At 72.6% G+C, this 21,500-nt stretch carries 23 protein-coding genes; 9 read left to right on the forward strand and 14 right to left on the reverse strand.

Features of this window, described 5'->3' with window-relative positions:
• Positions 1–76: 76 nt before the first annotated feature.
• The 3 genes from ACGFIB_RS34720 to lon all read right to left on the reverse strand — a co-directional run bounded on the left by ACGFIB_RS34720 (position 77) and on the right by lon (position 5,281).
• Positions 77–1,612 (reverse strand): acyl-CoA synthetase, encoded by a 1,536-nt coding sequence (locus ACGFIB_RS34720; protein WP_393377589.1) that lies wholly within the window; start codon positions 1,610–1,612, stop codon positions 77–79.
• Between the two features lie 59 nt (positions 1,613–1,671).
• Positions 1,672–2,811, reverse strand: a complete 1,140-nt coding sequence (locus ACGFIB_RS34725) for a Fic family protein (RefSeq protein ID WP_357264067.1) — start codon at positions 2,809–2,811, stop codon at positions 1,672–1,674.
• 106 nt (positions 2,812–2,917) lie between these two features.
• Positions 2,918–5,281, reverse strand: a complete 2,364-nt coding sequence (gene lon, locus ACGFIB_RS34730) for an endopeptidase La (protein WP_393377591.1) — start codon at positions 5,279–5,281, stop codon at positions 2,918–2,920.
• A gap of 154 nt (positions 5,282–5,435) precedes the next feature.
• On the opposite strand from lon, the gene ACGFIB_RS34735 reads away from it, so the two are divergent.
• The gene (locus tag ACGFIB_RS34735) at positions 5,436–6,890 is read left to right on the forward strand and encodes an MFS transporter (RefSeq protein ID WP_357247433.1); all 1,455 of its coding nucleotides are present in this window, start codon (positions 5,436–5,438) and stop codon (positions 6,888–6,890) included.
• Here the strand turns inward: ACGFIB_RS34735 and ACGFIB_RS34740 are convergent.
• Entirely contained in the window at positions 6,871–7,449 is a 579-nt protein-coding gene (locus tag ACGFIB_RS34740) for an HAD-IA family hydrolase (protein WP_357247432.1), read from the reverse strand. The genes ACGFIB_RS34735 and ACGFIB_RS34740 overlap by 20 nt on opposite strands.
• A gap of 30 nt (positions 7,450–7,479) precedes the next feature.
• Positions 7,480–8,313 carry a hypothetical protein gene (locus ACGFIB_RS34745; RefSeq protein WP_393377594.1) on the reverse strand — a complete coding sequence of 278 codons (834 nt, stop codon included), beginning with the start codon at positions 8,311–8,313 and terminating at the stop codon, positions 7,480–7,482.
• A gap of 190 nt (positions 8,314–8,503) precedes the next feature.
• On the opposite strand from ACGFIB_RS34745, the gene arfB reads away from it, so the two are divergent.
• Positions 8,504–8,926, forward strand: coding sequence for an alternative ribosome rescue aminoacyl-tRNA hydrolase ArfB (arfB, locus tag ACGFIB_RS34750; protein ID WP_393377597.1), 423 nt, complete (start codon positions 8,504–8,506; stop codon positions 8,924–8,926).
• Positions 8,927–8,963: 37 nt separating this feature from the next.
• Here the strand turns inward: arfB and ACGFIB_RS34755 are convergent, their stop codons facing one another.
• Positions 8,964–9,407, reverse strand: a complete 444-nt coding sequence (locus tag ACGFIB_RS34755) for a hypothetical protein (RefSeq protein WP_393377600.1) — start codon at positions 9,405–9,407, stop codon at positions 8,964–8,966.
• Positions 9,404–9,646, reverse strand: a complete 243-nt coding sequence (locus ACGFIB_RS34760; RefSeq protein ID WP_030507053.1) for a hypothetical protein — start codon at positions 9,644–9,646, stop codon at positions 9,404–9,406. The genes ACGFIB_RS34755 and ACGFIB_RS34760 overlap by 4 nt, the downstream gene beginning before the upstream one ends.
• 7 nt (positions 9,647–9,653) lie before the next feature.
• Between ACGFIB_RS34760 and ACGFIB_RS34765 the strand changes: the two genes are divergently transcribed.
• Entirely contained in the window at positions 9,654–9,782 is a 129-nt protein-coding gene (locus ACGFIB_RS34765; protein WP_357247420.1) for a hypothetical protein, read from the forward strand.
• On the opposite strand, the gene ACGFIB_RS34770 is transcribed toward ACGFIB_RS34765, so the two are convergent.
• Both ACGFIB_RS34770 and ACGFIB_RS34775 read right to left on the reverse strand, forming a co-directional pair.
• The gene (locus tag ACGFIB_RS34770) at positions 9,779–10,414 is read right to left on the reverse strand and encodes a hypothetical protein (protein ID WP_393377603.1); all 636 of its coding nucleotides are present in this window, start codon (positions 10,412–10,414) and stop codon (positions 9,779–9,781) included. The genes ACGFIB_RS34765 and ACGFIB_RS34770 overlap by 4 nt on opposite strands.
• A 42-nt stretch (positions 10,415–10,456) precedes the next feature.
• Positions 10,457–11,236, reverse strand: coding sequence for an HAD-IIA family hydrolase (locus tag ACGFIB_RS34775; protein WP_142572683.1), 780 nt, complete (start codon positions 11,234–11,236; stop codon positions 10,457–10,459).
• An 89-nt stretch (positions 11,237–11,325) separates the two neighbouring features.
• On the opposite strand from ACGFIB_RS34775, the gene ACGFIB_RS34780 reads away from it, so the two are divergent.
• Positions 11,326–12,369 carry an LLM class flavin-dependent oxidoreductase gene (locus ACGFIB_RS34780; RefSeq protein WP_393377606.1) on the forward strand — a complete coding sequence of 348 codons (1,044 nt, stop codon included), beginning with the start codon at positions 11,326–11,328 and terminating at the stop codon, positions 12,367–12,369.
• On the opposite strand, the gene ACGFIB_RS34785 is transcribed toward ACGFIB_RS34780, so the two are convergent.
• Positions 12,366–13,025, reverse strand: coding sequence for a response regulator transcription factor (locus tag ACGFIB_RS34785; RefSeq protein WP_357247413.1), 660 nt, complete (start codon positions 13,023–13,025; stop codon positions 12,366–12,368). The genes ACGFIB_RS34780 and ACGFIB_RS34785 overlap by 4 nt on opposite strands.
• Positions 13,004–14,269: a sensor histidine kinase gene (locus ACGFIB_RS34790; RefSeq protein ID WP_393377608.1), complete on the reverse strand. Its 1,266-nt coding sequence runs from the start codon at positions 14,267–14,269 to the stop codon at positions 13,004–13,006. The genes ACGFIB_RS34785 and ACGFIB_RS34790 overlap by 22 nt, the downstream gene beginning before the upstream one ends.
• 135 nt (positions 14,270–14,404) lie before the next feature.
• Between ACGFIB_RS34790 and ACGFIB_RS34795 the strand changes: the two genes are divergently transcribed.
• Together ACGFIB_RS34795 and ACGFIB_RS34800 are read left to right on the forward strand one after the other, a co-directional pair.
• Positions 14,405–15,019, forward strand: a complete 615-nt coding sequence (locus ACGFIB_RS34795) for a class I SAM-dependent methyltransferase (protein ID WP_357022586.1) — start codon at positions 14,405–14,407, stop codon at positions 15,017–15,019.
• Positions 15,012–15,680, forward strand: coding sequence for a DedA family protein (locus ACGFIB_RS34800; RefSeq protein WP_357247407.1), 669 nt, complete (start codon positions 15,012–15,014; stop codon positions 15,678–15,680). The genes ACGFIB_RS34795 and ACGFIB_RS34800 overlap by 8 nt, the downstream gene beginning before the upstream one ends.
• On the opposite strand, the gene ACGFIB_RS34805 is transcribed toward ACGFIB_RS34800, so the two are convergent.
• A complete protein-coding gene (locus tag ACGFIB_RS34805) occupies positions 15,586–16,479 on the reverse strand; it encodes a TIGR03619 family F420-dependent LLM class oxidoreductase (protein ID WP_191053937.1) in 894 nt (297 codons plus the stop codon). The two genes, ACGFIB_RS34800 and ACGFIB_RS34805, sit on opposite strands and share 95 nt — an antisense overlap.
• 22 nt (positions 16,480–16,501) lie before the next feature.
• Here ACGFIB_RS34805 and ACGFIB_RS34810 point away from each other — a divergent pair, with 22 nt between their 5' ends.
• Positions 16,502–17,347 carry a phosphotransferase family protein gene (locus ACGFIB_RS34810; RefSeq protein ID WP_393377612.1) on the forward strand — a complete coding sequence of 282 codons (846 nt, stop codon included), beginning with the start codon at positions 16,502–16,504 and terminating at the stop codon, positions 17,345–17,347.
• A 19-nt stretch (positions 17,348–17,366) separates the two neighbouring features.
• Positions 17,367–17,624 (forward strand): TFIIB-type zinc ribbon-containing protein, encoded by a 258-nt coding sequence (locus ACGFIB_RS34815; protein WP_191053935.1) that lies wholly within the window; start codon positions 17,367–17,369, stop codon positions 17,622–17,624.
• Positions 17,625–17,696: 72 nt separating this feature from the next.
• Here ACGFIB_RS34815 and ACGFIB_RS34820 read toward each other — a convergent pair whose 3' ends face one another.
• Positions 17,697–18,674, reverse strand: coding sequence for a hypothetical protein (locus ACGFIB_RS34820; protein WP_357247401.1), 978 nt, complete (start codon positions 18,672–18,674; stop codon positions 17,697–17,699).
• 43 nt (positions 18,675–18,717) lie between these two features.
• The gene (locus tag ACGFIB_RS34825; RefSeq protein WP_393377615.1) at positions 18,718–20,301 is read right to left on the reverse strand and encodes an ABC-F family ATP-binding cassette domain-containing protein; all 1,584 of its coding nucleotides are present in this window, start codon (positions 20,299–20,301) and stop codon (positions 18,718–18,720) included.
• A gap of 352 nt (positions 20,302–20,653) precedes the next feature.
• Here ACGFIB_RS34825 and efeU point away from each other — a divergent pair, with 352 nt between their 5' ends.
• On the forward strand, positions 20,654–21,496 hold the full coding sequence (gene efeU / locus ACGFIB_RS34830; protein WP_357161626.1) for an iron uptake transporter permease EfeU: 843 nt from the start codon (positions 20,654–20,656) through the stop codon (positions 21,494–21,496).
• The last annotated feature ends 4 nt before the right edge of the window (positions 21,497–21,500 follow it).

The following is a 21,500-nucleotide window of genomic DNA, read 5'->3' on the forward strand; positions in this document are numbered from 1 at the left end:
CGATGACGCATCGGCGATAAGGTCACGCTAAGCGATCAGCAGTAGGGATCTCCGAGCGCCCTACGCGTACTTTATGTCAGCTCGTCCGAGGCCAGTACTCGTCCCTGAGCAGGCGCTTGTACAGCTTGCCCGTGGGGTGGCGGGGCAGCTCGTCCCGGAAGTCGACCGACTTCGGGCACTTGTAGTGGGCCAGGCGTTCCCGGCAGTAGGCGATCAGCTCGGCCTCCAGGGCGGGACCGGCGCCCGCCCGGTCCGCCGGCTGCACGACGGCCTTGACCTGCTCGCCCATCTCGGGGTCCGGCACCCCGAAGACGGCCACGTCGGCCACCTTGGGATGCATCGCCAGCACGTTCTCGGCCTCCTGCGGGTAGATGTTCACCCCACCCGAGATGATCATGTACGAGCGCCGGTCGGTGAGGTAGAGGAACCCGTCCTCGTCCAGGTAGCCGATGTCCCCCAGCGTGGTCCAGCCGCGGCCCCTGGGGTCCTGGACCGACGCGGTCTTCCCGGGGTCGCCGTGATACTCGAACTTCGGTCCGTCGGAGAAGTAGACCGTGCCGTGCTCGCCGGGCGGCAGCTCGGCGCCGTCGTCGTCGAGGACGTGGGTGACCCCGAGCAGCGGCCGGCCCACCGTGCCCTTGTGGGCGAGCCAGTCCTCCGGGCCCGCGTACAGGAAGCAGTTTCCCTCCGTGCCCGCGTAGTACTCGTGGACGATCGGCCCCCACCACTCCATCATCCGCTCCTTGACCTCGACGGGGCAGGGCGCGGCGGCGTGGACGGCGCAGCCCAGCGACGACAGGTCGTAGCGCCGGCGCACCTCCTCGGGCAGCTTGAGCATCTTGACGAACATCGTCGGCACCCACTGCGCGTGGGTGACCCGGTGCCGCTCGACGAGCGCCAGCGCCTCCTCGGGGTCGAACCTCTCCATCACCACCACGGTCGCGCCGAGGCGCTGGAAGGACATGCTGAAACGCAGTGGAGCGGCGTGGTAGAGCGGCGCGGGCGACAGGTAGACGCTGTCGGCAGAGGGCGCGAACAGGAACTGGATGAGCTGCACCAAGGCCCCCGGGGCCTCCAGCGGCGCCCGGCTGAGCGGCGGCTTGACCCCCTTGGGGCGTCCCGTGGTGCCCGACGAGTAGAGCATGTCGGCGCCCTGGCACTCGTCGTCGAGCGGCGTGACGGGCCGCCCCGCCACGGCCTCCTCGTAGGAGGCGAAGCCCGGGGCGAGGCCGTCGACCATGAGCCGCAGCTCGACTCCGGGCGTGGCCTCGGTGACGGCGCTCGCGACGCCGGCGAGCTTCGCCGACGAGATGAAGACCCGCGCCCCGCAGTTGTCCACGATGTACGTCAGCTCGTCGGCCTGGAGCCGGGAGCTGATGGCGGTGTAGTACAGGCCCGAGCGGTGCGCGGCCCACGCGATCACGAGGAAGAGCGGATGGTTCTCCAGCATGAAGGCGATGTGGTCGCCGGGCTTCAGGCCCGCGGCCCGCAGCAGATGGGCCAGCCGGTTGGATTCCTCGTCGAGTTCGCGAAAGGTGATCACGCGGCCGGAGCCCGCCATGATCACCGCAGGCTTGTCCGGTGTCACCGCCGCGATCGCCCCAGGGTGCATAACCGAACGTTACTCGGTTTGCTTTCGGCGCGGTAGGCGCGAGCTCCCGACGCCTCCAGTCAGCTCTCCAGCGCCCGGTAGGGGTCACGCAGCGGCCTGGCCCGCTCGGCGAACGCGGCCTTGATCTCCGTCATGTTCGGCCCCGGCGCGTAGAAGCGGCCCTTTGTCTCGCCGTACGGCTGGAGCCATCCGGCGGCCGCCAGCTCGCGCAGATCGCGGGCGGCCTGGCCCTGGCTCAGCCCCTCGTCGGCCTGGTACATGCCCCGGCGCAGCCGCCTGGAGACGAACACCTGGTAGAGCGCCGAGACCGTGCGCGGATGCAGGCCCTGCGCCCCGGTCCGCTCCTCCAGCAGCAGCCACACCTCGCCCGCCTCGGCGAGCCGGCGCCCCACCCGCTGCGCCTGCATGTGGTGGCAGCGCAGCACGAACCGCACCCACGAGAGGGTGTCCCGGTGCGGGCTCCACCGGATACGTCCCACCTCGCCCAGCACGTCGTAGTAGTCGTAGGTGGTGCGGCCCTCGCCCAGCCACTCCTCGATCGAGGCGAACTCCGGCGTGGTGATCCGGTCGCGTCCGAGCACGAGCGTCTGCAGCGCCCGTGACATGCGGCCGTTCCCGTCGCGCCACGGGTGGATCTTGACGAGGTTGAGGTGCGCCATTGCGGCGCGGACGTAGCTGGGCGCGTCGAGGTCGCCCTCGTTGAGCCACTCGACCAGCTCCGCCAGCAGGCCGGGGACCTGCTCGTGGTCCGGACCCTCGTAGACCACCTCGCCCGTCGCGGAGTTCCGCACATAGATCCCGCCGGGGCGCGCCGTGCCCGGCGTCTTGTCCGCGTGGTGACCGATCATCATGAAGTTGAGCGCGTGGAGCAGGCCCGCGTCGTAGTGGAAGGCCCACGCCCGTGAGAGGGTGCCGATGTAGGTGAGCGCCTGCCGGTAGCCGGCGATCTCCCGTGCCACGGCCGCCGACGTCTCCAGCGGGTCCTCGCCGGACATGATCGACTCGATGTCCTCGACGCTGGCGTGGTAGCCCTCGATGGAGTTGGACCCCTGGATCGCCCGCGCCTGCAGTTGCCGCCGCAGCAGGCCGTCCCAGCGGTGGGCCTCGGCCAGCCGGTATTTCAGGTCGCGCCGCATCTCCTCGATCTCGGCGAGCACCTTCTCGTCCACGGCGTCCAGTGCCGGTGTGGCGTACAACATGAGGCCATGACAGCATGGACGAATCATCTGGTCAAGTGACTGAATGATTCGTCCACATATGGCCCGCGTCTCCGATGCGGAGACGCGGGCCGTGTGCGCGGAAGGGTCAGGCGACCGCCCGCTGCTGGGCGACCGTCGCCGGGGTGAGGGCCAGGTCGAGGACCTCGCGGACGTCGCTCACCGCGTGGACGGTGAGGTCGGCCAGCACCTCGGCCGGGACGTCGTCCAGGTCGGGCTCGTTGCGTGCCGGGATGAGCACGGTGGTGATGGCCGCCCGGTGGGCGGCCAGCAGCTTCTGCTTGACCCCGCCGATGGGCAGCACCCGCCCGGTGAGGGACACCTCGCCGGTCATCGCCACGTCGGCGCGGACCGGGCGGCCCGACAGCAGCGAGGCCAGGGCGGTGGTCATCGTGACACCGGCAGACGGGCCGTCCTTCGGCACCGCGCCCGCGGGCACGTGGATGTGCACCGACCTGTCCTTGAGCGACCCGACCGGCAGCTCCAGCTCGGCGCCGCGCGACCGCAGGAAGGACAGCGCGATCTGCGCCGACTCCTTCATCACGTCGCCCAGCTGACCGGTCAGGGTCACACCGGTCGCCCCGGTCTCCGGGTCGGCCAGCGACGCCTCGACGTAGAGGACGTCGCCGCCCGCGCCGGTCACCGCGAGGCCGGTCGCGACGCCCGGCACCCCCGTACGCTGCCGGGCCTCCGGCAGGGACGACTCGGGCACGTGGCGCGGCCGGCCCAGATAGGAGACCAGGCCGTCGGCCGTGACCGTCACCGGGAGAGCCGTCTCGCCGAGGGCGACCTTCGCCGTCACCTTGCGCAGGACCCGGGCGACCGAGCGCTCCAGAGAGCGGACGCCGGCCTCGCGGGTGTACTCGCCGGCCAGGCGGCGCAGCGCCCCCTCCTCCACCGTCACGTCGTCGGCGGTGAGGCCGGCCTTGTCCAGGTTGCGCGGGAGCAGGTGGTCGCGGGCGATGGCGACCTTCTCGTCCTCGGTGTAGCCGTCGAGCGTGACGATCTCCATGCGGTCGAGCAGCGGGCCGGGCACCTGCTCCAGCACGTTGGCCGTGGCGAGGAACAGCACGTCGCTCAGGTCGAGCTCGACCTCCAGGTAGTGGTCGCGGAACGTGTGGTTCTGCGCCGGGTCGAGCACCTCGAGCAGCGCGGCCGTCGGGTCGCCCCGGTAGTCGGCGCCGACCTTGTCGATCTCGTCGAGCAGCACGACCGGGTTCATCGAGCCCGCCTCGCGGATGGCGCGCACGATCCGGCCGGGCAGCGCTCCCACGTACGTGCGCCGGTGACCGCGGATCTCCGCCTCGTCGCGGACGCCGCCGAGGGAGACGCGGACGAATCTGCGACCCATGGCGCGGGCGACCGACTCGCCGAGCGAGGTCTTGCCGACTCCGGGAGGGCCGGCCAGCGCGAGGACGGCGCCGCTGCGGCGGCCGCCGACCACGCCGAGGCCCTGGTCGGCCCGGCGCTTGCGCACCGCGAGGTATTCCACGATGCGGTCCTTCACGTCGTCCAGACCCGTGTGGTCGGTGTCGAGCACGGCGCGGGCCCCGGCGATGTCGTACTCGTCGGTCGTGTGGACGTTCCACGGGATGTCGAGCACGGTGTCGAGCCAGGTGCGGATCCAGCCGCTCTCGGGCGACTGGTCGGAGGCCCGCTCCAGCTTGTCGACCTCCTTGAGCGCGGCCTCCCTGACCTTCCCAGGCAGGTCGGCGGCCTCGATGCGGGCGCGGTAGTCCTCCTCCTCGTCGGAGGGGTCCCCGTTGAGGTCGGCGAGCTCCTTGCGCACGGCCGCGAGCTGCTGGCGGAGCAGGAACTCGCGCTGCTGCTTCTCCATGCCCTCCTGGACGTCCTTGCGGATGGTCTCCGCGACGTCCAGCTCGGCGAGGTGGTCGCGGGCCCAGCCGACCAGCTTGTCCAGCCGCTCGGCCGGGTCGGCGGTCTCCAGCAGCAGCAGCTTCTGCGGCGTCTGCAGCCAGGGGGCGTATCCCGCGCTGTCGGCGAGGACGGCGGGGTCCGCGATCTGGTTGACCGCGTCGACCACCTGCCACGCGCCCCGCTTCTGCAGGATCGTGGTGGTGAGGGCCTTGTACTCCTTGACCAGCTCCTCGGCCCTCGGCCCGGCCGTGACCGGCTCCAGCACGGTCGCCTCGACCCACAGCGCCGCACCCGGGCCGGTGGTGCCGGTGCCGACGCGCATGCGGTCGACGCCGCGGACCACGGCCGCGGGCTCCCCGCCCGGCAGGCGGCCGACCTGTTCCACGACGGCGCTCACGCCCACCGGGCCGTAGCGGCCGTCTATGCGGGGCACCAGCAGGACCGTGCTCTCGCCGTTGGCGCGGGCGGCGTCGATGGCGGCGCGGACCTCGGAGGCCGACAGATCGAGGGGCACGACCATGCCGGGCAGGACGACCTCGTCGTCGAGCGGGAGGACGGGAAGGATCTGGGACATCAGCACTCCACTAGGTTGAGTTATGTCGGCTCAACTAACAGGAGTCCGATCCTGTTCCCTGTTCTGCGTCAGTTCGCTGTGAGCGATCGTAATCATGTAATCCACCAGATCGCGACGACGCAATCACTCCTCCGGGTAACGCATGATGGCGTCCATGACATCCGGAAACATCCGGCTTCGCTCGGCTCCGGGCCGGTGGGTGCTGCTCACCACGGTCCTCGGGTCGGGCATGGCCACGCTCGACGGCACCGTGGTCAATGTGGCCCTTCCGACCCTCGGGCGCGACCTCCACGCCGGGATGTCCGGCCTCCAGTGGACCGTGAACGCGTACACGCTCACCATGGCCGCCCTGATCCTGCTGGGCGGATCGCTGGGCGACCGGCTCGGCAGGCGGAAGATCTTCGTCGCCGGGGTGGTCTGGTTCGCCCTGGCCTCCGCCCTGTGCGGGGCCGCGCCGAACACGTCCGTGCTCGTGCTCGCCCGCGCGCTCCAGGGAATCGGCGGGGCCCTGCTCATCCCCGGGTCGCTGGCGATCATCCAGGCGAGCTACGCGCCGGACGACCGCCCGCGCGCCGTCGGCGCCTGGTCGGGGCTGGGCGGCGTGGCCGCCGCCCTCGGGCCGCTGCTCGGCGGCTGGCTCGTCGAGACGGCCGGCTGGCGGTGGGTCTTCCTGCTCAACCTTCCGCTCGCGGCCGTCGTGGTCGGCGTCGCCGCCCGGCACGTGCCCGAGACCCGGGCCGCCGGGCCGCACGGCCGCTTCGACGTGCTCGGGACCGTCCTCGCCGCCCCCGCGCTGGCCGGCCTGACGTACGGCCTGATCCTCGCGGGCGACGGGCTGCTGCCGCTGGCCGCAGGGCTCGTCCTGGCCGCCTGCTTCGTGGTGGTGGAGATCCGGCGCTCCCCCCGGTCCCTCGTTCCCGTGGGCGTGTTCGCCTCGCGCGAGTTCACCGCGGTCAACGTCGTCACGCTGGTCATGTACGCGGCGATGGGCCTGGTGTTCTTCCTGCTGGTCGTCCAGCTCCAGGTGTCGGCCGGCCTGTCTCCCATCGCCGCCGGGTCGGCGATGCTCCCGGTCACGATCCTCATGCTGCTGCTGTCGCCCCGGGCCGGCGAACTGGCGAAGCGGGTGGGGCCCCGCCTCCCCATGACGGCGGGGATCTTCCTGTGCGCGGCCGGACTGCTGCTGATGAGCCGTATCGGTCCGGACTCGTCCTATTTAGCCGACGTGCTGCCCTCGGCGGTCGTGTTCGGGCTCGGCCTGTCCGCCGCCGTCGCCCCGCTCACCGCGACCGTGCTGTCCACTGCGGAGGAGCGGTACGCGGGCGTCGCGAGCGGGATCAACAACGCCTTGGCCAGGACGGGCGGCCTCCTGGCCGTCGCCGCCGTCCCGCCGTTGGTGGGGCTGACGGGGGACGCCTACGACTCGCCGGCGGCGTTCACCCAGGGGTTCCACACGGCGATGCTGGTCGGCGCGGCCATGATGGCCGTCGCGGCGGTCGTCACGTTCGTCACGATCAGGACGAACGTCCTCGCGACCGCGCCCGAACCGCCCGCCCCCGGCTGCCCGGTCGAGGCTCCCCCGCTGAAGCTCAAACCAGAAGCGCCTTGAGATCCTCACGCAGGGCGGCCGCGTCGCGGAAGTGGACGGCGGCGAGCCCGGCCCGCTCGGCCGCCGCGACGTTCTCCGGCCGGTCGTCCACGAAGACGAGGTCTCCGGGGGCGACCCCGAGCCAGGCCACGGTCTCGTGGAAGATCTCCGGCTCCGGCTTCACCAGCCCCATCCGGCCGCTGTAGAACCGCGGGCCGATCGGCCGCATGAACGGCAGCCCGTCGATGCCCTCGGCGACGCAGACCGGCATGTTGGACAGCAGCGCCATGGGCACCCCGGCCCCGGCCAGCTCGTCGACGATCCCCACGGTCTCCTCGTTCGGCCGCGACCAGCTCGCCACGTCGAGCGCGACGACCGCGTCCAGATCCGCACCGGCCATCGGCCTGCCGTACACGTGCGACCAGTAGGCGGCCGGGTCGAGCGAGCCCCGGTCGAAGTCGAGCCGCACCTGCCAGTAGCGGTCCTCGAACCCCCGATCACCTCCCGCCATGCGCGCGACGTCTTCGGGGGCCTGGGGAAGCGACACGACGTTGCCGTAGTCGAAAAGCACAGTCTTCATGGTCGTACGATCATAACCGGTGTGCGGAACTCAGGTCACGTAGGTCCTGAGGAACTCGTTGGCGCTCCCGCAGCGCAGGTAGTTGCGCACGGTGTGGAAATCGAGCCAGTCGATGTCGCAGGAGACGTCCCGATCGACGCCGTCGAAGCACGACGCCAGCATGGCCGGGATCGCGGCGATGTCGTCCTTGTCGGCGATGTTGATCCAGCGGCGCACCCCTGGCGGGCGCGCTCCCCGGCCCCGCACCGGGACCGGCGCGAGCCGCTCGAAGACGACGTCGCGCATGCCGAGCGGGCTGCCCAGCGTCACCAGTAACTCGACCTGGAGATCGGGGTGCGCCCACAGCGCCTCGTAGGCCACGACGCTGCCGAGGGAGTGGGCGACGACCACCCGGGGGCGGCGCCTGCGGACGACGTCGGCCACCGCCTCGCGGGCCCGCACGCGCGGGTCGCCGCCGCCGAGATAGGCGGCCACCTCCGGGCAGAAGTCCTGGGCGAAGCGCACCGCCTGCGGGCCCATCCTCGCGAGCAGCCACCCGGCCAGCCGGTGCGCGAGACCGGTGAGCGACTCCCCCGCCGCGTCGCGGAACGGACCGCCGAGCTGGACCGCCCAGTCGGCGAGGACCAGCTTGGCCGGCACCGCCATCTGGCGCGGCGGCGCCGGCGGCCCGCTGTGCAGGTGGTGGGCGTAGTAGGCGATCTCGGCGAAGTAGTCGCCGGCGCCGTCCGCCCGGCCGGTGAGTCCCTGGTGCAGGTAGGCGTTCCACTTGGCCCGCATCGCCTCGGCCGCGCCGCCCGCCGACCCGCCGGCGTCCTCGTAGTAGTGGTACTTGCCGATGCCGTGGACGCCCACGATCGAGGTCATGCTCCCCGCCCGTCCCTGTCGCTTGGAATACGGTCGCCTGGAATACGGGGGCCACTGTGCACGACGCCATGGACCGCGACAACCCACCGGCCGCGTTTACGGTGATAAATGGAGAGCGGCGGTCATATCTCCCCCGATAAGTTGGTCGTCCCGTCCGCACACCGAATCCGTATGCCAAAGGAGAGAACCGATGTCAGGCCCGTTGCACGTGCGCGACTCGATCGTCGTGCCCGAGGCGGAGCTCGCCTGGCGCTTCTCCCGCTCGTCCGGCCCGGGCGGCCAGGGCGTCAACACCACCGACAGCCGGGTCGAGCTGAGCTTCGACCTCGCGCGCACCACCGCCCTCGGCCCGGCGCTCAGGGCGCGCGCGCTCGAACGGCTCGCCGCCCGCCTCGTGGACGGCGTGATCACGATTGTGGCCTCCGAGCAGCGCTCGCAGCTGCGCAACCGGGAGGCGGCGCGGGAACGGCTGGCCGCCCTTCTCCGCGACGCGATCGCGCCGCCGCCCAAGCGGCGCCGTCCCACCAAGCCGTCCAAGGGCGCCGTCGAGCGCCGCCTGGCGGCCAAGAAACACCGCTCCGGCCTCAAGCGCCTGCGCCGTACGGAGGACTGAGCCGGGCCGCGCTGTCGCGCAGGTGCCCGATGCCCGGCTATCCGAGATGGGCGGCGATGGCGTCCTCCCAGGAGCGGAGGAACGCCGGGTAGCCGGCGGCGAAGGCGGCCAGGTCGGCCTCGGCCACGGCGGTGAGCGGGGTGAGGTCGTAGGTGACCGTCACGTCACTGTGGCCGCGCTCCGCCTGGGCGAGCGTCACGCCGACGGTGCCGGCGTGGACCCCCTCGCACACGCGCGCGTAGGAGACCGACCGGCCGGGCTCACGGTGCAGGACGATCCACGTGGTGGTCGCCCCGTGCCCATGGGTCTGGAAGACCGTGCCGGGCGCCGTGTCGTCCGCGACCTGTTCCGGGAACCGCGGCTCCCATCCCTCCACCCAGTCCCGCTCGCCGTACGGGGTGAACAGCCGGAAGGCCTCGGCGGGCGCGAGCGCGACCCGGAGCCTGCCGGTGAGGCGGCGACGCCGCGGCCCGGCACTCACCTCTCCTCCAGCCGGTGGGCGTCGGCGGCCGTCAGCGTCAGGCCGTAGACCTCCTTGAGCTGCCCGATCTTCGCGAGGGTCTCCGGCCCGAACGGCGACTTGCCCTCGAAGGCGTGCAGGACGATTCCCTCCACGAGGTCGCCGAGGGACATGTCCAAGTATTCGGCCAGGCCCTTGAGCACCTTCAAGGTGTTGCGCTCGACGCGAAGGCCGGTCTGCGTCCGCTGCACTGTTACCATGGTAACAATGTACCACTTCGCGGAGAGGCCGGCCTGGTCTCAGCCGATCGTGTACGCGCGCACCGCCTGCTCCACGAGCTCACCCGGCCGGGGCGTGCGCGTCCCCGAGGACGCCGCCGCCGGCGCCCTCGCCTAGGTCCGGCGGTCTTCCATCTCCCAGATGTGGTCGACCACGTGCCAAATGATGCGGCGCGCGGCGTACCGGACGGGCCAGCCCGCACCGCCGGGAGGAAAGGCCGGCGCGGGCCGCGCGAGCGCTCCCGCGATGTCGTCGCGCATGGCGGTCAGGCCGGCCTCGTCCTTGAAGGGCTTGTGCCGCACGCCGATCTTGCGGGCGTACGCGCGCTCGGCCTCCACGACGTGGGCGACCATCTTGTCCCTGTCCCTGCCGCCGCCCCTGGGGCCCTTGCGCAGCTCCTCGGGGGAGGCCGCGGCCACCTCGGCGAGCACCGCCCAGGCCGCCCGGGCGAGGGCGACGGCACGCGCGGCCTCCGGCGCCTCCACCGGCTCCCGGTCGAAGTCCGGGATGGCGGAGATCGCGCCGAAGTCCGTCGTCCTGTCGCCCCTGACCCGCTCGACGACCGCCGGGTCCCCCGGCGCGAACTCCAGCCCCGCCCGCTCGGCGATCGTCCGGAAGCGCGGCGTGTAGTCCACGAGCGTGTCGAGCGCCGCCTCCTCCGTCCTGCCGATGCGGCACCAGCCCGGCCAGTCGATCGAGCAGGCGAAGACCTTCTTGGGGCCGAGTTCCAGGTAGACGCGATGGTTCATGCCGGCCAGCATTGCACCCGTACCTGACGAAACGCGTCAGGTTCAGACCAGGTCGATGAGGTCGGCCACGGAGTTGACCACCTGCGTGGGCCGGAACGGATACCGGTCGATCTGGTCCTTCTGCGTGACGCCGGTGAGCACCAGGATCGTGTGGAGGCCGGCCTCGATGCCGCAGACGACGTCGGTGTCCATCCGGTCGCCGATCATCGCGGTGGTCTCGCTGTGCGCGTCGATCTGGTTGAGCGCGCTGCGCATCATCATCGGGTTGGGCTTGCCGACGAAGTACGGCTCCACTCCGGTCGCCTTGGTGATCATCGCGGCCACCGCGCCGCAGGCCGGCAGCGAGCCCTCGGTCGAGGGGCCGACGGGGTCGGGGTTGGTCGCGATGAAGCGGGCGCCGTTGTCGATCAGCCGGATCGCCCGCGTTATCGACGTGAAGCTGTAGGTGCGGGTCTCGCCCAGCACCACGTAGTCGGGGTCGAGGTCGGTCAGCACGTAGCCGGCCTCGTGCAGGGCCGTGGTCAGCCCTGCCTCGCCGATCACGTACGCCGAGCCCTCGGGCCTCTGGTCGGCGAGGAACTTGGCGGTGGCCAGCGCGGAGGTCCAGATCGCCTCCGGCGGCACCTCCAGCCCGGCCGCGCGCAACCGTACGGACAGGTCTCGGGGGGTGTAGATCGAGTTGTTCGTCAGGACGAGGAACCGCTTCCCCGACTCCTTCAGCCGCCTGATGAACTCGTCGGCACCCGGCACCGGCTGCCCCTCGTGGACCAGCACCCCGTCCATGTCGGACAGCCACGACTCGATGGGCTTTCGCTCGCTCATGTGTCCAAGCATGGCAGGTGACGGTGTGACGAAGCACATCTCTTGTTGTGTCCGGAAATATCCGGATGCGACCTCAGGTTAGGGGTGACATGAGCGAGGACAACATCCGCGGGGTGCCGCGTGGGGCGGCCGAGGCGCCACTGTCGATCCTGGAGCTCGCGACCGTCGGCGAGGGCTCCACGCCCTCCGAGGCGCTGCGCGACGCCACCGAGCTGGCCCGCCGGGCCGAGGAGTGGGGCTACCACCGCATCTGGGTCGCCGAGCACCACGGCATGCCCGGAGTCGCCAGTTCCTCTCCGGCCGTGATCATCGCGCACCTCGCGGCGGCGACCAGTTCGATCCGGATCGGCTCGGGCGGCGTGATGCTGCCCAACCACGCCCCGCTGGTGATCGCCGAGCAGTTCGGCACGCTGCACGCGCTGCACCCCGGCCGCATCGACCTCGGCCTCGGCCGCGCCCCTGGCACCGACATGGCCACGGCGAACGCCCTGCGCCGCTCGGCCGAGGTGGACCCCGACGAGTTCCCCCAGCAGGTGGCCGAGCTGACCGGCTTCCTCGACGGCTCGTTCCCGCCCGGCCACCCGTACGCGAAGATCCAGGCGGTGCCGCGAGGTGACGACCGGCCGCCGATCTGGCTGCTCGGCTCCAGCGGGTTCAGCGCCAGGCTGGCCGGGCTGCTCGGGCTGCCGTTCGCCTTCGCCCACCACTTCAGCGCCGGCAACACCGAGCCCGCGCTCGACCTCTACCGCTCCTCGTTCCGGCCCTCGGAGGTCCTCGACCGGCCGTACGCGCTGATCGGGGTGGCGGCCGTCGCGGCCGACACCGACGAGGAGGCGCTGCGCCAGGTCATGCCGGGCGCGCTGTCGTGGCTGCGCCTGCGGCACGGGCGGCCCGGCCGCACACCCACTCCCGAGGAGGCGCAGGCCTACCCGTACACCCCGATGGAGCGGGAGTTCGTCCGCGATCGGCTGTCGACGGTGGTGCACGGCGACCCGCAGACCGTGCGGGACGGGCTGGAGGAGCTGCGCAAACGCACCGGGGCCGACGAGTTGATGATCACCACGCAGGTCCACGGCGGCGCGGCGCGCCTGCGCTCCTACGAGCTGATCGCCCGGACGTACGGGATGATCTAGCCGCGCAGGAAGGCGACGACGGCGAGCACGCGGCGATGGGCGTCCTCGTCGGGAGGCAGGTCGAGCTTGGCGAGGATGTTCCCGATGTGCTTGCCGACGACGGCCTCCGACACCACCAGCGCGCGGGCGATCGCGGCGTTCGACCTGCCCTCCGCCATCAACGCGAGCACCTCCCTCTCCCGTGGGGTGAGCCGCCGCAGCGGGTCGCGGCGGCGGCGCAGGAGCTGACGCACGACCTCCGGGTCCACCACCGTCCCCCCGTCGGCGACGGTGGTCAGGGCGTCCACGAACTCCTCGACCTCCCCGATCCGGTCCTTGAGGAGGTAGCCCACGCCGGTGCCGTCCCCGGAGTCCAGCAGCTCGGTCGCGTATGTCTGCTCGACGTACTGGCTCAGCACCAGGACGGCGAGCCCTGGGTGGGCGGCGCGCAACGCCACGGCGGCCCGCAGCCCCTCGTCGGAGAAGCCGGGCGGCATCCGCACGTCGGTGACGACGATGTCGGGGGCGTGCTCCTCCACCGCCTTCACCAGCGCCTCGGCGTCGCCGGCGGTGGCGGCCACCCGGTGGCCGAACCGGGCCAGCAGCGTGGCCAGTCCCTCGCGGAGCAGCACGCCGTCCTCGGCGATGACGACGGTCAGGGAAGGGCCGGCAGGCATTCGATCTCCGCGCGCAGCAGGGTGGGGCCGCCCGGCGGGCTCGACAGCATCAGCCTGCCCTCGACCGCGGAGACGCGGTCGGCGAGCCCGGCGAGCCCGGTGCCGGCGGTGACGTCCGCGCCGCCCACTCCGTCGTCCCGGATCTCGACGGTGAGCAGCCGGCCGTCGAGCCGTCCCCGCACCCGGGCCTGCTCGGCTCCGCTGTGCTTGGCCACGTTGGCCAGGCCCTCGCTGACGACGAAGTAGGCGACCGACTCCACCGCTTCCGGCAGCCGGGGGACGGCCACGTCGACCTCGACCGGGACGGGCGACCGGTCGGCCAGCTCCGCGACCGCGGCGGGCAGTCCGCGGTCGGCGAGGATGCGGGGATGGATGCCGCGGATCAGGTCGCGGATCTCCGCGAGGGCGAGCTTCGCCTCCTGGTGCGCCCTGGCCACGAGCTCGGCCGCCTCCGCCGGCGGGGAGACCTTGGCCAGGCCGAGCGTCATGGTCAGCGCGACCAGCCGCTGCTGCGCGCCGTCGTGCAGATCGCGCTCGATGCGCCGCCGCTCGACCTCGAACGCCTCGACCAGGCGGCTCCGGGAGCGGGTCAGCTCGGCGAGCCGCTCGCCCGGCTCCGCTTTCCCGGGCGTGAGCAGCAACCGGGCCAGCAGGGCGTGCGCGGTCGCGAGGGCGGTGATCGGGTAGGCCGCCGCCACGAGCACCGCGACCCCCAGGAGCGCGGCGGCGAACGCCTCGGTGAGCGAGCCGAGCGGCCAGAACTTCAGCAGCACGATGTGCCCCGCCTCCGCCACGCTGATCGGGGCGCAGATCATCACGAGCGGCACCACGAGGCCGTACGTGACGGCGATCAGCTCGACCGGGCCGAGCACGACGGCCAGCAGGCCCGTGTAGGCGAGGGCCCGCCACGTCGCCTGCTCCCGCAGGCGCGTACCGAGCCAGCCGCGCGGACCCCGCCCGGCGGGGCGGTGGGGGCTCGGCGCGGGCTCGGCGCCCATGATCCGCAGCCGCCGGCGTTCGAGCGCGCCCAGCGGCACGGCGGCGACCACCGGGACCGCCAGCAGCGGCACGCCCACCAGGAAGACGGTGAGCAACGCCCCGGCGGTCAGCGAGACGACCAGCGACGCCAGCACGACCACACCGACGACCGCGCCCGTCACCAGGTAGGCGAGGGCGCGCCAAGGCAGCGAGGTCGCCAGCAGGTCCTTTCGGGCGACGGCCTGCCACGAGCCGTTGAGGCGCACCCGACCCACCCTAGAGGCCGTCCGGGCCTGGTCGAAGACGGCCAGGCCCACCTGTGGAGGTAGGGCCGGCCATACCTCCACAGGTAGGCCGGGGCGGCTGGCGGGTGCGGGTCCCGCACCGGTCTGATGAGCCGCATGAACGAGACAGTCCAGCAGGTCTCCGATCTGCGAGCGTTCGCGGGCGTGGCGCTGCGCCGGCAGGGCGTCGTGGGAGCCGTGGCCCCGAGCTCGCGCTCGCTCGCGCAGGCGCTCACCGCCGTCGTCCCGACGACCGGCCCCGCCGTGGTCGTGGAGCTCGGCCCGGGCACCGGCGCGATCAGCGAGGCCATCCGGGAACGGCTCGCCCCCGGCTCCCGCCAGCTCGCCGTCGAGATCGACCCGGGGATGGTGGCGCACCTGCGACGTGCCCGGCCCTGGCTGGACGTGCTGCAGGGCGACGCGGCCCGCCTCGGCGCGCTGCTGGACGAACGGGGAGTCTCCCGGGTCGACGCCGTGGTCAGCACGCTGCCGTGGACGCTCTTCCCCGAGGACGTGCAGGAGTCGATCCTCGGTGAGGTCGGGCGGGTGCTGCTCCCGACGGGGGCGTTCACCACGGTGACCTACCTGCCCGCGGTGCCGCTGGCCCGTGCGCGGCGTTTCCGGCGGCGCCTGCGCGCCGCCTTCGACGAGGTGCTCACGACCGGGCCGGTCTGGCGCAACGTGCCGCCCGGCCTGGCGTACGTCTGCCGGAGGCCGGTCAGCCGTGGTTGAGCTGCTCGGCCGGCTTCCCGCCCCCCTCGTGCTCGCGGTCGCGGCGATGCTGATCGTCGCCGAGGCCGGCACGCTCGCCGGCGTGGCGCTGCCGGGGACGAGCGTGCTGGTGGCCCTCGGCTGCCTCACCCGCCTCGGCGCGCTGCCGTTCGCCGGGACACTCGCCGTGGCCGTGGCGGCCGCCGTCGCCGGCGCGCAGCTGTCCTACGTCCAGGGCCGCAGGCGCGAGGGCGCCGCCGCCATCCACCCTCTGGTCGGCCGGTTCGCGCCCGCCGCGTGGGCGCGGGCCGGCCGCATGGTGGCGAGGAGAGGCGCCTGGGCCGTCGCGGGCGGTCAGTGGCTCGGCGCCGCCCGCACCCTGGTCCCGAGGCTCACGGGCTGGACGGGCGTGCCGTACGCGGCTTTCGCCCGCGTCAGCGTGCCCACGGCGGCGGCGTGGGCGACGACCCTCGTGACCCTCAGCCGGTTCGTCCCCGACCTCGTCGACGCGTTGACCGCTCACCTGGCCGTCGCCGGGCTGCTCGCCGTTGGGGCCGTCCTCGTCGTGGCCCTGGCGACCGTGGAGCTCACCGGGGAGCGAGGGCTTCGAGTGCCTCCTCGGCGCGGCGCATGGATTCGCGGGGGTCGGCCTCGGGGTTGCCGATCTCCGGATCGAAGTTGAGGTCGTGGAAGACCTCGGTCACGCCCTTGGCCTCGAGCGCCTCGACGTCCCGCCGGATCTTGTCGTACGACCCGGTCAGCGGGCCCTCCTCCGACGCGAGGGCGCGGGTGACGCCGCGGACGACGAAGCGCAGCGCGCCGGGGTCGCGGCCCGCCTGCCGCGCCGCCTCCTTCACGATGGCGATCTGCTGGTCGATCGTGTCCAGATCGGCCCGGCTGGAGCTGATCCAGCCGTCGGCGATCCGCCCGGCCCGCTCCAGCGCCACCCGGGCCGTGCCGCCGAGCATCACCGGCGGCGGCACGGCCGGTTTCGGGTCCTGGTGCGAGCGCGGCACCTCGTAGAACTCGCCCCTGTGCTCGACGACGTCCTCGGTCCACAGCCGCCGCAGCAGGCCGACGTACTCCTCGCCGCGCCTGCCGCGTCGCTCCATCGGCACGCCGGACGCCGCGAACTCCTCGGGCAGCCAGCCGAGCCCCAGGCCCACGTCGAGCCTGCCGCCGGACACCTGCTGCAGGGAGGCGAGCTGCTTGGCCATCAGGACCGGGGAGACGAAGGGCAGGTTGAGCACGGCCACTCCGAGCCGTACCCGCTCCGTGACGCCGGCCAGGTACGCGAGCGCGACGACGGGGTCGTGCACGCTCCGGTAGACCGGTCCCATCGGGTTGCCGACGGGATAGAGCAGGCGCTGGAACGTCCACAGCCCGTGGTAGCCGAGTTCGTCCGCGCGGCGCGCGACGCGTCTCATGTTCTCCGGCGTCGCCCACGAACCCGACACCGGCACGGAAAACCCAATCCTCATAACCGCACCCTAAGGTGTCCCCGTGATCGAGGAACTGGCGCGGCTGGCGCGCCGCGACGGACCGGTGACGGTGCTCAAGCAGACCCGCGTGCTCGTGGTCCGGGCCGGCGACGTCGTCGTCAAGGCCCACCCCCCGGACACCGACGAACGCGCCCTGCGTGCCCGCCTCGAGGCCGCCGCGAACCTGCCCGGCGTCATGCTGCCTCCCCTCGGCCTCGAACGGCTGGACGGCAGGCTCGTCACGATCTGGCCCGCCGGCGACGCCCTGACCATCGACGACGTCGACGCCGGGACCACCCCGTGGGAGGAGGGCGGCCGGCTGCTCGCCCTGCTGCACTCCCGGACGGCGCCCCCGGAGCTGCCGCCCGCGGGGGGCCCGTCACGGCTGCCCAGGGCGATGGCCGACCTGGCCGCGGCCGGTGTCCCCGGCCCGGTCGCCGCGCCCATCCGGGCGGCGTACGCGACGCTGCCCCCGGACCGTGCGGGCGGCACGCTCACGCACGGCGACTGGCACCTCGGCCAGATCGTCCGGCACGACGGCGTGTGGCTGCTGATCGACCCCGACGACCTGGGCGCGGGCGACCCCGCGTGGGACCTGGCCCGCCCGGCCGCCTGGTATGCCGCCGGCCTGCTCGACCCGCGGGACTGGGAGCGCTTCCTGACCGCCTACCTCTCGGCGGGCGGGACCGCCGTCTCCACGGACGACCCGTGGCGGGAACTCGACGCGCCGGCCCGGGCGTTGACCGTCCAACTGGCCGCGACGGCGGTGGCCACGGCGGCGCGGGCGGGGGAACCTCCCGACGACGCCGCCGAGGCCCTGGTGTCCGCCTGTAGGAGGATCGTCGCGGCCACGGAGGCCGAGACCTGACCGAGGGAGAGTTCGTCACATGGAGTGCCCCAAGTGCCGTGGCCGGATGCGGACGTTGGACCGCAACGGGGTTCACATCGAGCAGTGCGACAACTGCCGCGGGATCTTCCTGGACTACGGCGAGCTGGAGACGCTGGCCCGGATGGAGTCGCAGTGGGCCCAGCAGCACTACGCTCCTCCGCCGCCGGCGCACGGAGGCCCCGTCTGGGGCGGCCACCACGGAGGTCACCACGGCCACCGTCGCAACAGCTGGGTCGGCATGCTGTTCTCCAGCTGATCCCTTTGTGAAGGCTTCGCCGCAGGCCGCGGCCCGGACCCGGGTCGCGGCCTGCGGCGTGCGGCTGCCCGGTCATCCCGGGAAGGCGTCCGGGTCCACCTCGCTCGTGGTGGCGTTCCCGCCGAACACGGCGTCGAGGGTGAGCGTCCAGTCGCTCCACCTGACGCTGTACCCGGAGTAGACGGTCTGGAATTTCAGCGCGTCGTCGAACTTGGAGAAGCCGCAGTTCCTGGTGAAGGCACGGGTGCCCCTGTCGTAGTCCACACCGGTGGTGAAGTAGACGCGGTAGGTGCCGTCCTTGATGTCGGAGATCTTCGCGGTCGACCGCTTGCGCACGTAGAAGCTGACCGCCTTGCGCCCTGCGCGCACGAGGGTCACGACGCCGTCCTGCGTGCCGCCGTTCTTCACGCTCAGGCTGCCCCGGCCGCCGCGGATCGCCGACAGCACCGTCGCGCCGTTGCCGAGGCGGCGACTGGCCTGGGCCGGCGGCCTGATCTGGACCACCGGGTAGTCGCCGGCCTTCACGAGGTCGCCCGCCGACGCCCTGAAGTCCTTGAACTCGCCCGACCGGCCGAGCCCCGCCAGCACGGCCGTCCCGTTGCACAGGACATGGGAACTCACGTCCTCGTCGAGCGCGCCGAGCCTGCCGTTCAGGCCGCGCAGCGCCGCGACGTAGTCGGCGTGCTCGGGGGCGACGTCCGCGGGAGGCCGCAGGCCGCCGAGCCGCGCCAGCGCGGACTCCAGAGCGCTTTGCGCCCGGTCGATGCGCTGGTGGAGCGACCGGAAGGTCCGTGCCTTGGCGATGGCGGCGAGCGCCGTGCGGGCCGGGCGGCCGGCGGCGGCGAGGGCGCCGCGGTACGCCTCCGGCGTCAACGCCGGCGGGCCGGCGGCGGCGGTGGTGCCGGCGGCGGACGGCGCCGACTCCTCGCCGGAGGCGGCCTTACCCGATCCGCCGGGCGTCGCCGTGCAGGCCGAGAGGGTGACGGAGGCGGCCAGCAGGGCGACGGCGCCGACGGGGACGGTGCGTGAGAAGGTCCGGGGGGTGATCACGCGAAACACTGTCAGCCGGTAAGCGCACGCTGTCAACACGGATTCACGCCGACGACGCCGCCCCCTCCGGGCCCAGGGCGAGCCACCGGGTGATGCCGAGCGACTCCAGGAACGGCAGGTCGTGGGAGGCCACCACGAGCGCTCCCCGGTAGGCCGACAGCGCCTGCGCGAGCCGGCGCACGCTGGCCAGGTCGAGGTTGTTGGTCGGCTCGTCCAGCAGCAGGAGCCGCGGCGCGGGCTCGGCCAGCAACAGCGAGGCCAGCACGGCGCGGAACCTCTCACCTCCCGAGAGCGTGCCGGCCGGCCGTTCGGCCCGCGCGCCCCGGAACAGGAACCGGGCGAGCCCGGCCCTGACGGCGTTGACCGACGCCGTGGGCGCGACCGCCCGGACGTTGTCGACCAGGCTGAGCGCGTCGTCGAGCACGTCGAGCCGCTGCGGCAGGTAGCGCACAGGCACGCCTCGCCGGACCGAGCCCTCACCCGGCGGGATCTCCCCCAGGATCGTGCGCAGCAGGGTCGTCTTGCCCGAGCCGTTCGGCCCCAGCAGGGCGATCCGCTCCGGGCCGCGGACGACCAGGTCGCCGATCGGCCCGGCGGCCGTGCGCAGGCCCTCCAGTTCGAGCACGGTGCGCCCGGCCGGCACCTCGGTGGCGGGCAGCTCCACCCGGATCTCGGCGTCGTCGCGCACCGCCTCCTCCGCCTCGGCCAGCCGCTCGCGGGCGGCCGCCACCTTCTCCTCGTGCATCGTGCGGTGCTTGCCCGCCGAGACCTGCGCCTGGCGCTTGCGCTCCTGCATGATGATCTTCGGCTCGCGCTTCTGCTCGTACATCTTGTTGCCGTAGCGCACCCGCCGCGCCAGCTTGGTCTGCGCCTCGGCCAGCTCGCGCCGCTGGCGGCGCAGGTCGCCCTCGGCCGCGCGGACCATCCGCTCGGCGGCATCCCGCTCGACCGCGAGCACCTCCTCGTACTCGCTGAGCGTGCCGCCGAAGGTGCGGCGGGCGGGCAGGTCGGCGATCTGGTCCACCAGGTCGAGCAGCGTGCGGTCGTGGCTGACGACGACCAGGGTCCTGGTCCACGACGAGACGGCGTCGTACAGGCGCCGCCGCGCGTCGAGGTCGAGGTTGTTGGTCGGCTCGTCGAGCAGCAGCACGTCGGGCTCGGCGAGGAAGCGCGCGGCGAGCCCGACCATGACGGTCTCACCGCCCGAGAGCGTCGCGACCGTCCGGTCGAGGTCCACCCCCGCGAGCCCGAGACGGTCGAGCTCGGCGCGGGCGCGCTCCTCGACGTCCCAGACCACCGCGTCGAAGTTCGCCTCGCTCGGGTCGCCCCGCTCGATCGCGTGCAGCGCCTGTCTCGCGGGTGTGATCCCCAGCAGGTCGGACACCGTACGGCTCGCGCCGAGCGGAAGGTTCTGCGGCAGGTAGCCCAGCCGCCCGGTGACCGACACCGAGCCGCTCACCGGGGTCAGCTCTCCGGCGATCATCTTGAGCAGGGTGGATTTGCCGCTGCCGTTGACGCCGATGAGCCCGGTCCGGCCGGCGCCGAACGCGAAATCGAGCCGCTCGAAGACGGACGTCCCGTCGGGCCAGGAGAACGACAGATCCGTACAGACAATGGAATGAGACATAAGGCGGCTCCAGGTATCCCCAAGGGCGAAACGGCGAACTAACCGTGGAGACACCGCGGGCACGGGCCGCGAGGCGAGGGTCTGCCTGAGGTCGCTGCGCCGGACCACCGATGGCGGCCGTGGGCGCGGTGTCGAGACCTCAGAGCTTCAAGTGACCCTCCAGGGTGCGGCGGCAGGACGTCGGTCACCATAACGCGGGACGGGGAAGGGACGCCATCGAATTGATCGGCCGTAGTCCCACCCGTCCCTGGGGGTGACAAAAGACCTACCCCGCTCCACAGGTTCGGGACCTTGTCGGTAAGGTGAACCTGCCCTAAGTTAGGTTAGGCTTACCGACCGTCCGGAGGACGATGTGTTAGCGAGTTACCTCATCGGCCTTCGCGAGGGCCTGGAGGCCACACTCGTGGTCTCCATCCTGGTGGCCTTCCTCGTCAAGAGCGACCGCCGCGAGCGGCTGCCCATGGTCTGGGCCGGCGTCGGCGTCGCCGTCCTCCTGTCCATCGGATTCGGCGCGCTGCTGACCTTCACCGCGGCCCACCTCGCCACCCAGCAGCAGGAGATGTTCGACGCCGTGACATCCCTGGCGGCGACCGTCTTCGTCACCTTCATGGTCTTCTGGATGCGCACGGCGGCCCGCAAGATGTCGGGCGAGTTGCGGGAGAAGATGGGCACGGCCCTGGAGCTCGGCGGCACCGCCGTGGTCGTGGTGGCGTTCCTGTCGGTCGCCCGCGAGGGGCTGGAGACCGCCCTGCTGTGGTTCGCCGCCGTCCAGGGCGCGACCAGCAGCGCGAGCCCGCTGATCGGCATCTCGCTCGGGCTGCTCACCGCCGTCGCGCTGGGCTGGGGGCTCTACCGCAGCGCCCTGCGGATCAACCTCACGAAGTTCTTCACCTGGACGGGCCTGCTGCTGGTCCTGGTGGCCGCAGGGATCTTCAAGTACGGCGTGCACGACCTGCAGGAGTCGGGACTGGTGCCCGGCCTGAACACCTACGCCTTCGACATCAGCGGCGTGCTCGACCCCAGCGCCTGGTACTCGACGCTGCTGAGCGGGATGTTCAACATCACCCCGCAGCCCAGCGTGTTGGAGGCCGTCGCCTGGGCCGCCTACCTGATTCCCGTCCTCATCCTGTTCCTGCGGCCCGCGGCCAAGACGCCGGCGCGCCCCGCCCCCAAGTCTCCCCAACCCGCTTCCTGACCGG

The sequence above is a fragment of the Microbispora bryophytorum genome, from assembly GCF_043197435.1.
Classification (GTDB): Bacteria; Actinomycetota; Actinomycetes; order Streptosporangiales; family Streptosporangiaceae; genus Microbispora; species Microbispora bryophytorum.

What these genes read in the sequence shown, in the direction of transcription:
- ACGFIB_RS34720 (WP_393377589.1), bottom strand. Translation starts at nt 1,612, where the DNA reads ATGCACCCTGGGGCGATCGCGGCGGTGACACCGGACAAGCCTGCGGTG.
- ACGFIB_RS34725 (WP_357264067.1), bottom strand. Translation starts at nt 2,811, where the DNA reads ATGTTGTACGCCACACCGGCACTGGACGCCGTGGACGAGAAGGTGCTC.
- lon (WP_393377591.1), bottom strand. Translation starts at nt 5,281, where the DNA reads ATGTCCCAGATCCTTCCCGTCCTCCCGCTCGACGACGAGGTCGTCCTG.
- ACGFIB_RS34735 (WP_357247433.1), top strand. Translation starts at nt 5,436, where the DNA reads ATGACATCCGGAAACATCCGGCTTCGCTCGGCTCCGGGCCGGTGGGTG.
- ACGFIB_RS34740 (WP_357247432.1), bottom strand. Translation starts at nt 7,449, where the DNA reads ATGAAGACTGTGCTTTTCGACTACGGCAACGTCGTGTCGCTTCCCCAG.
- ACGFIB_RS34745 (WP_393377594.1), bottom strand. Translation starts at nt 8,313, where the DNA reads ATGACCTCGATCGTGGGCGTCCACGGCATCGGCAAGTACCACTACTAC.
- arfB (WP_393377597.1), top strand. Translation starts at nt 8,504, where the DNA reads ATGTCAGGCCCGTTGCACGTGCGCGACTCGATCGTCGTGCCCGAGGCG.
- ACGFIB_RS34760 (WP_030507053.1), bottom strand. Translation starts at nt 9,646, where the DNA reads ATGGTAACAGTGCAGCGGACGCAGACCGGCCTTCGCGTCGAGCGCAAC.
- ACGFIB_RS34765 (WP_357247420.1), top strand. Translation starts at nt 9,654, where the DNA reads ATGTACCACTTCGCGGAGAGGCCGGCCTGGTCTCAGCCGATCGTGTAC.
- ACGFIB_RS34770 (WP_393377603.1), bottom strand. Translation starts at nt 10,414, where the DNA reads ATGAACCATCGCGTCTACCTGGAACTCGGCCCCAAGAAGGTCTTCGCC.
- ACGFIB_RS34775 (WP_142572683.1), bottom strand. Translation starts at nt 11,236, where the DNA reads ATGAGCGAGCGAAAGCCCATCGAGTCGTGGCTGTCCGACATGGACGGG.
- ACGFIB_RS34780 (WP_393377606.1), top strand. Translation starts at nt 11,326, where the DNA reads ATGAGCGAGGACAACATCCGCGGGGTGCCGCGTGGGGCGGCCGAGGCG.
- ACGFIB_RS34785 (WP_357247413.1), bottom strand. Translation starts at nt 13,025, where the DNA reads ATGCCTGCCGGCCCTTCCCTGACCGTCGTCATCGCCGAGGACGGCGTG.
- ACGFIB_RS34795 (WP_357022586.1), top strand. Translation starts at nt 14,405, where the DNA reads ATGAACGAGACAGTCCAGCAGGTCTCCGATCTGCGAGCGTTCGCGGGC.
- ACGFIB_RS34805 (WP_191053937.1), bottom strand. Translation starts at nt 16,479, where the DNA reads ATGAGGATTGGGTTTTCCGTGCCGGTGTCGGGTTCGTGGGCGACGCCG.
- ACGFIB_RS34815 (WP_191053935.1), top strand. Translation starts at nt 17,367, where the DNA reads ATGGAGTGCCCCAAGTGCCGTGGCCGGATGCGGACGTTGGACCGCAAC.
- ACGFIB_RS34825 (WP_393377615.1), bottom strand. Translation starts at nt 20,301, where the DNA reads ATGTCTCATTCCATTGTCTGTACGGATCTGTCGTTCTCCTGGCCCGAC.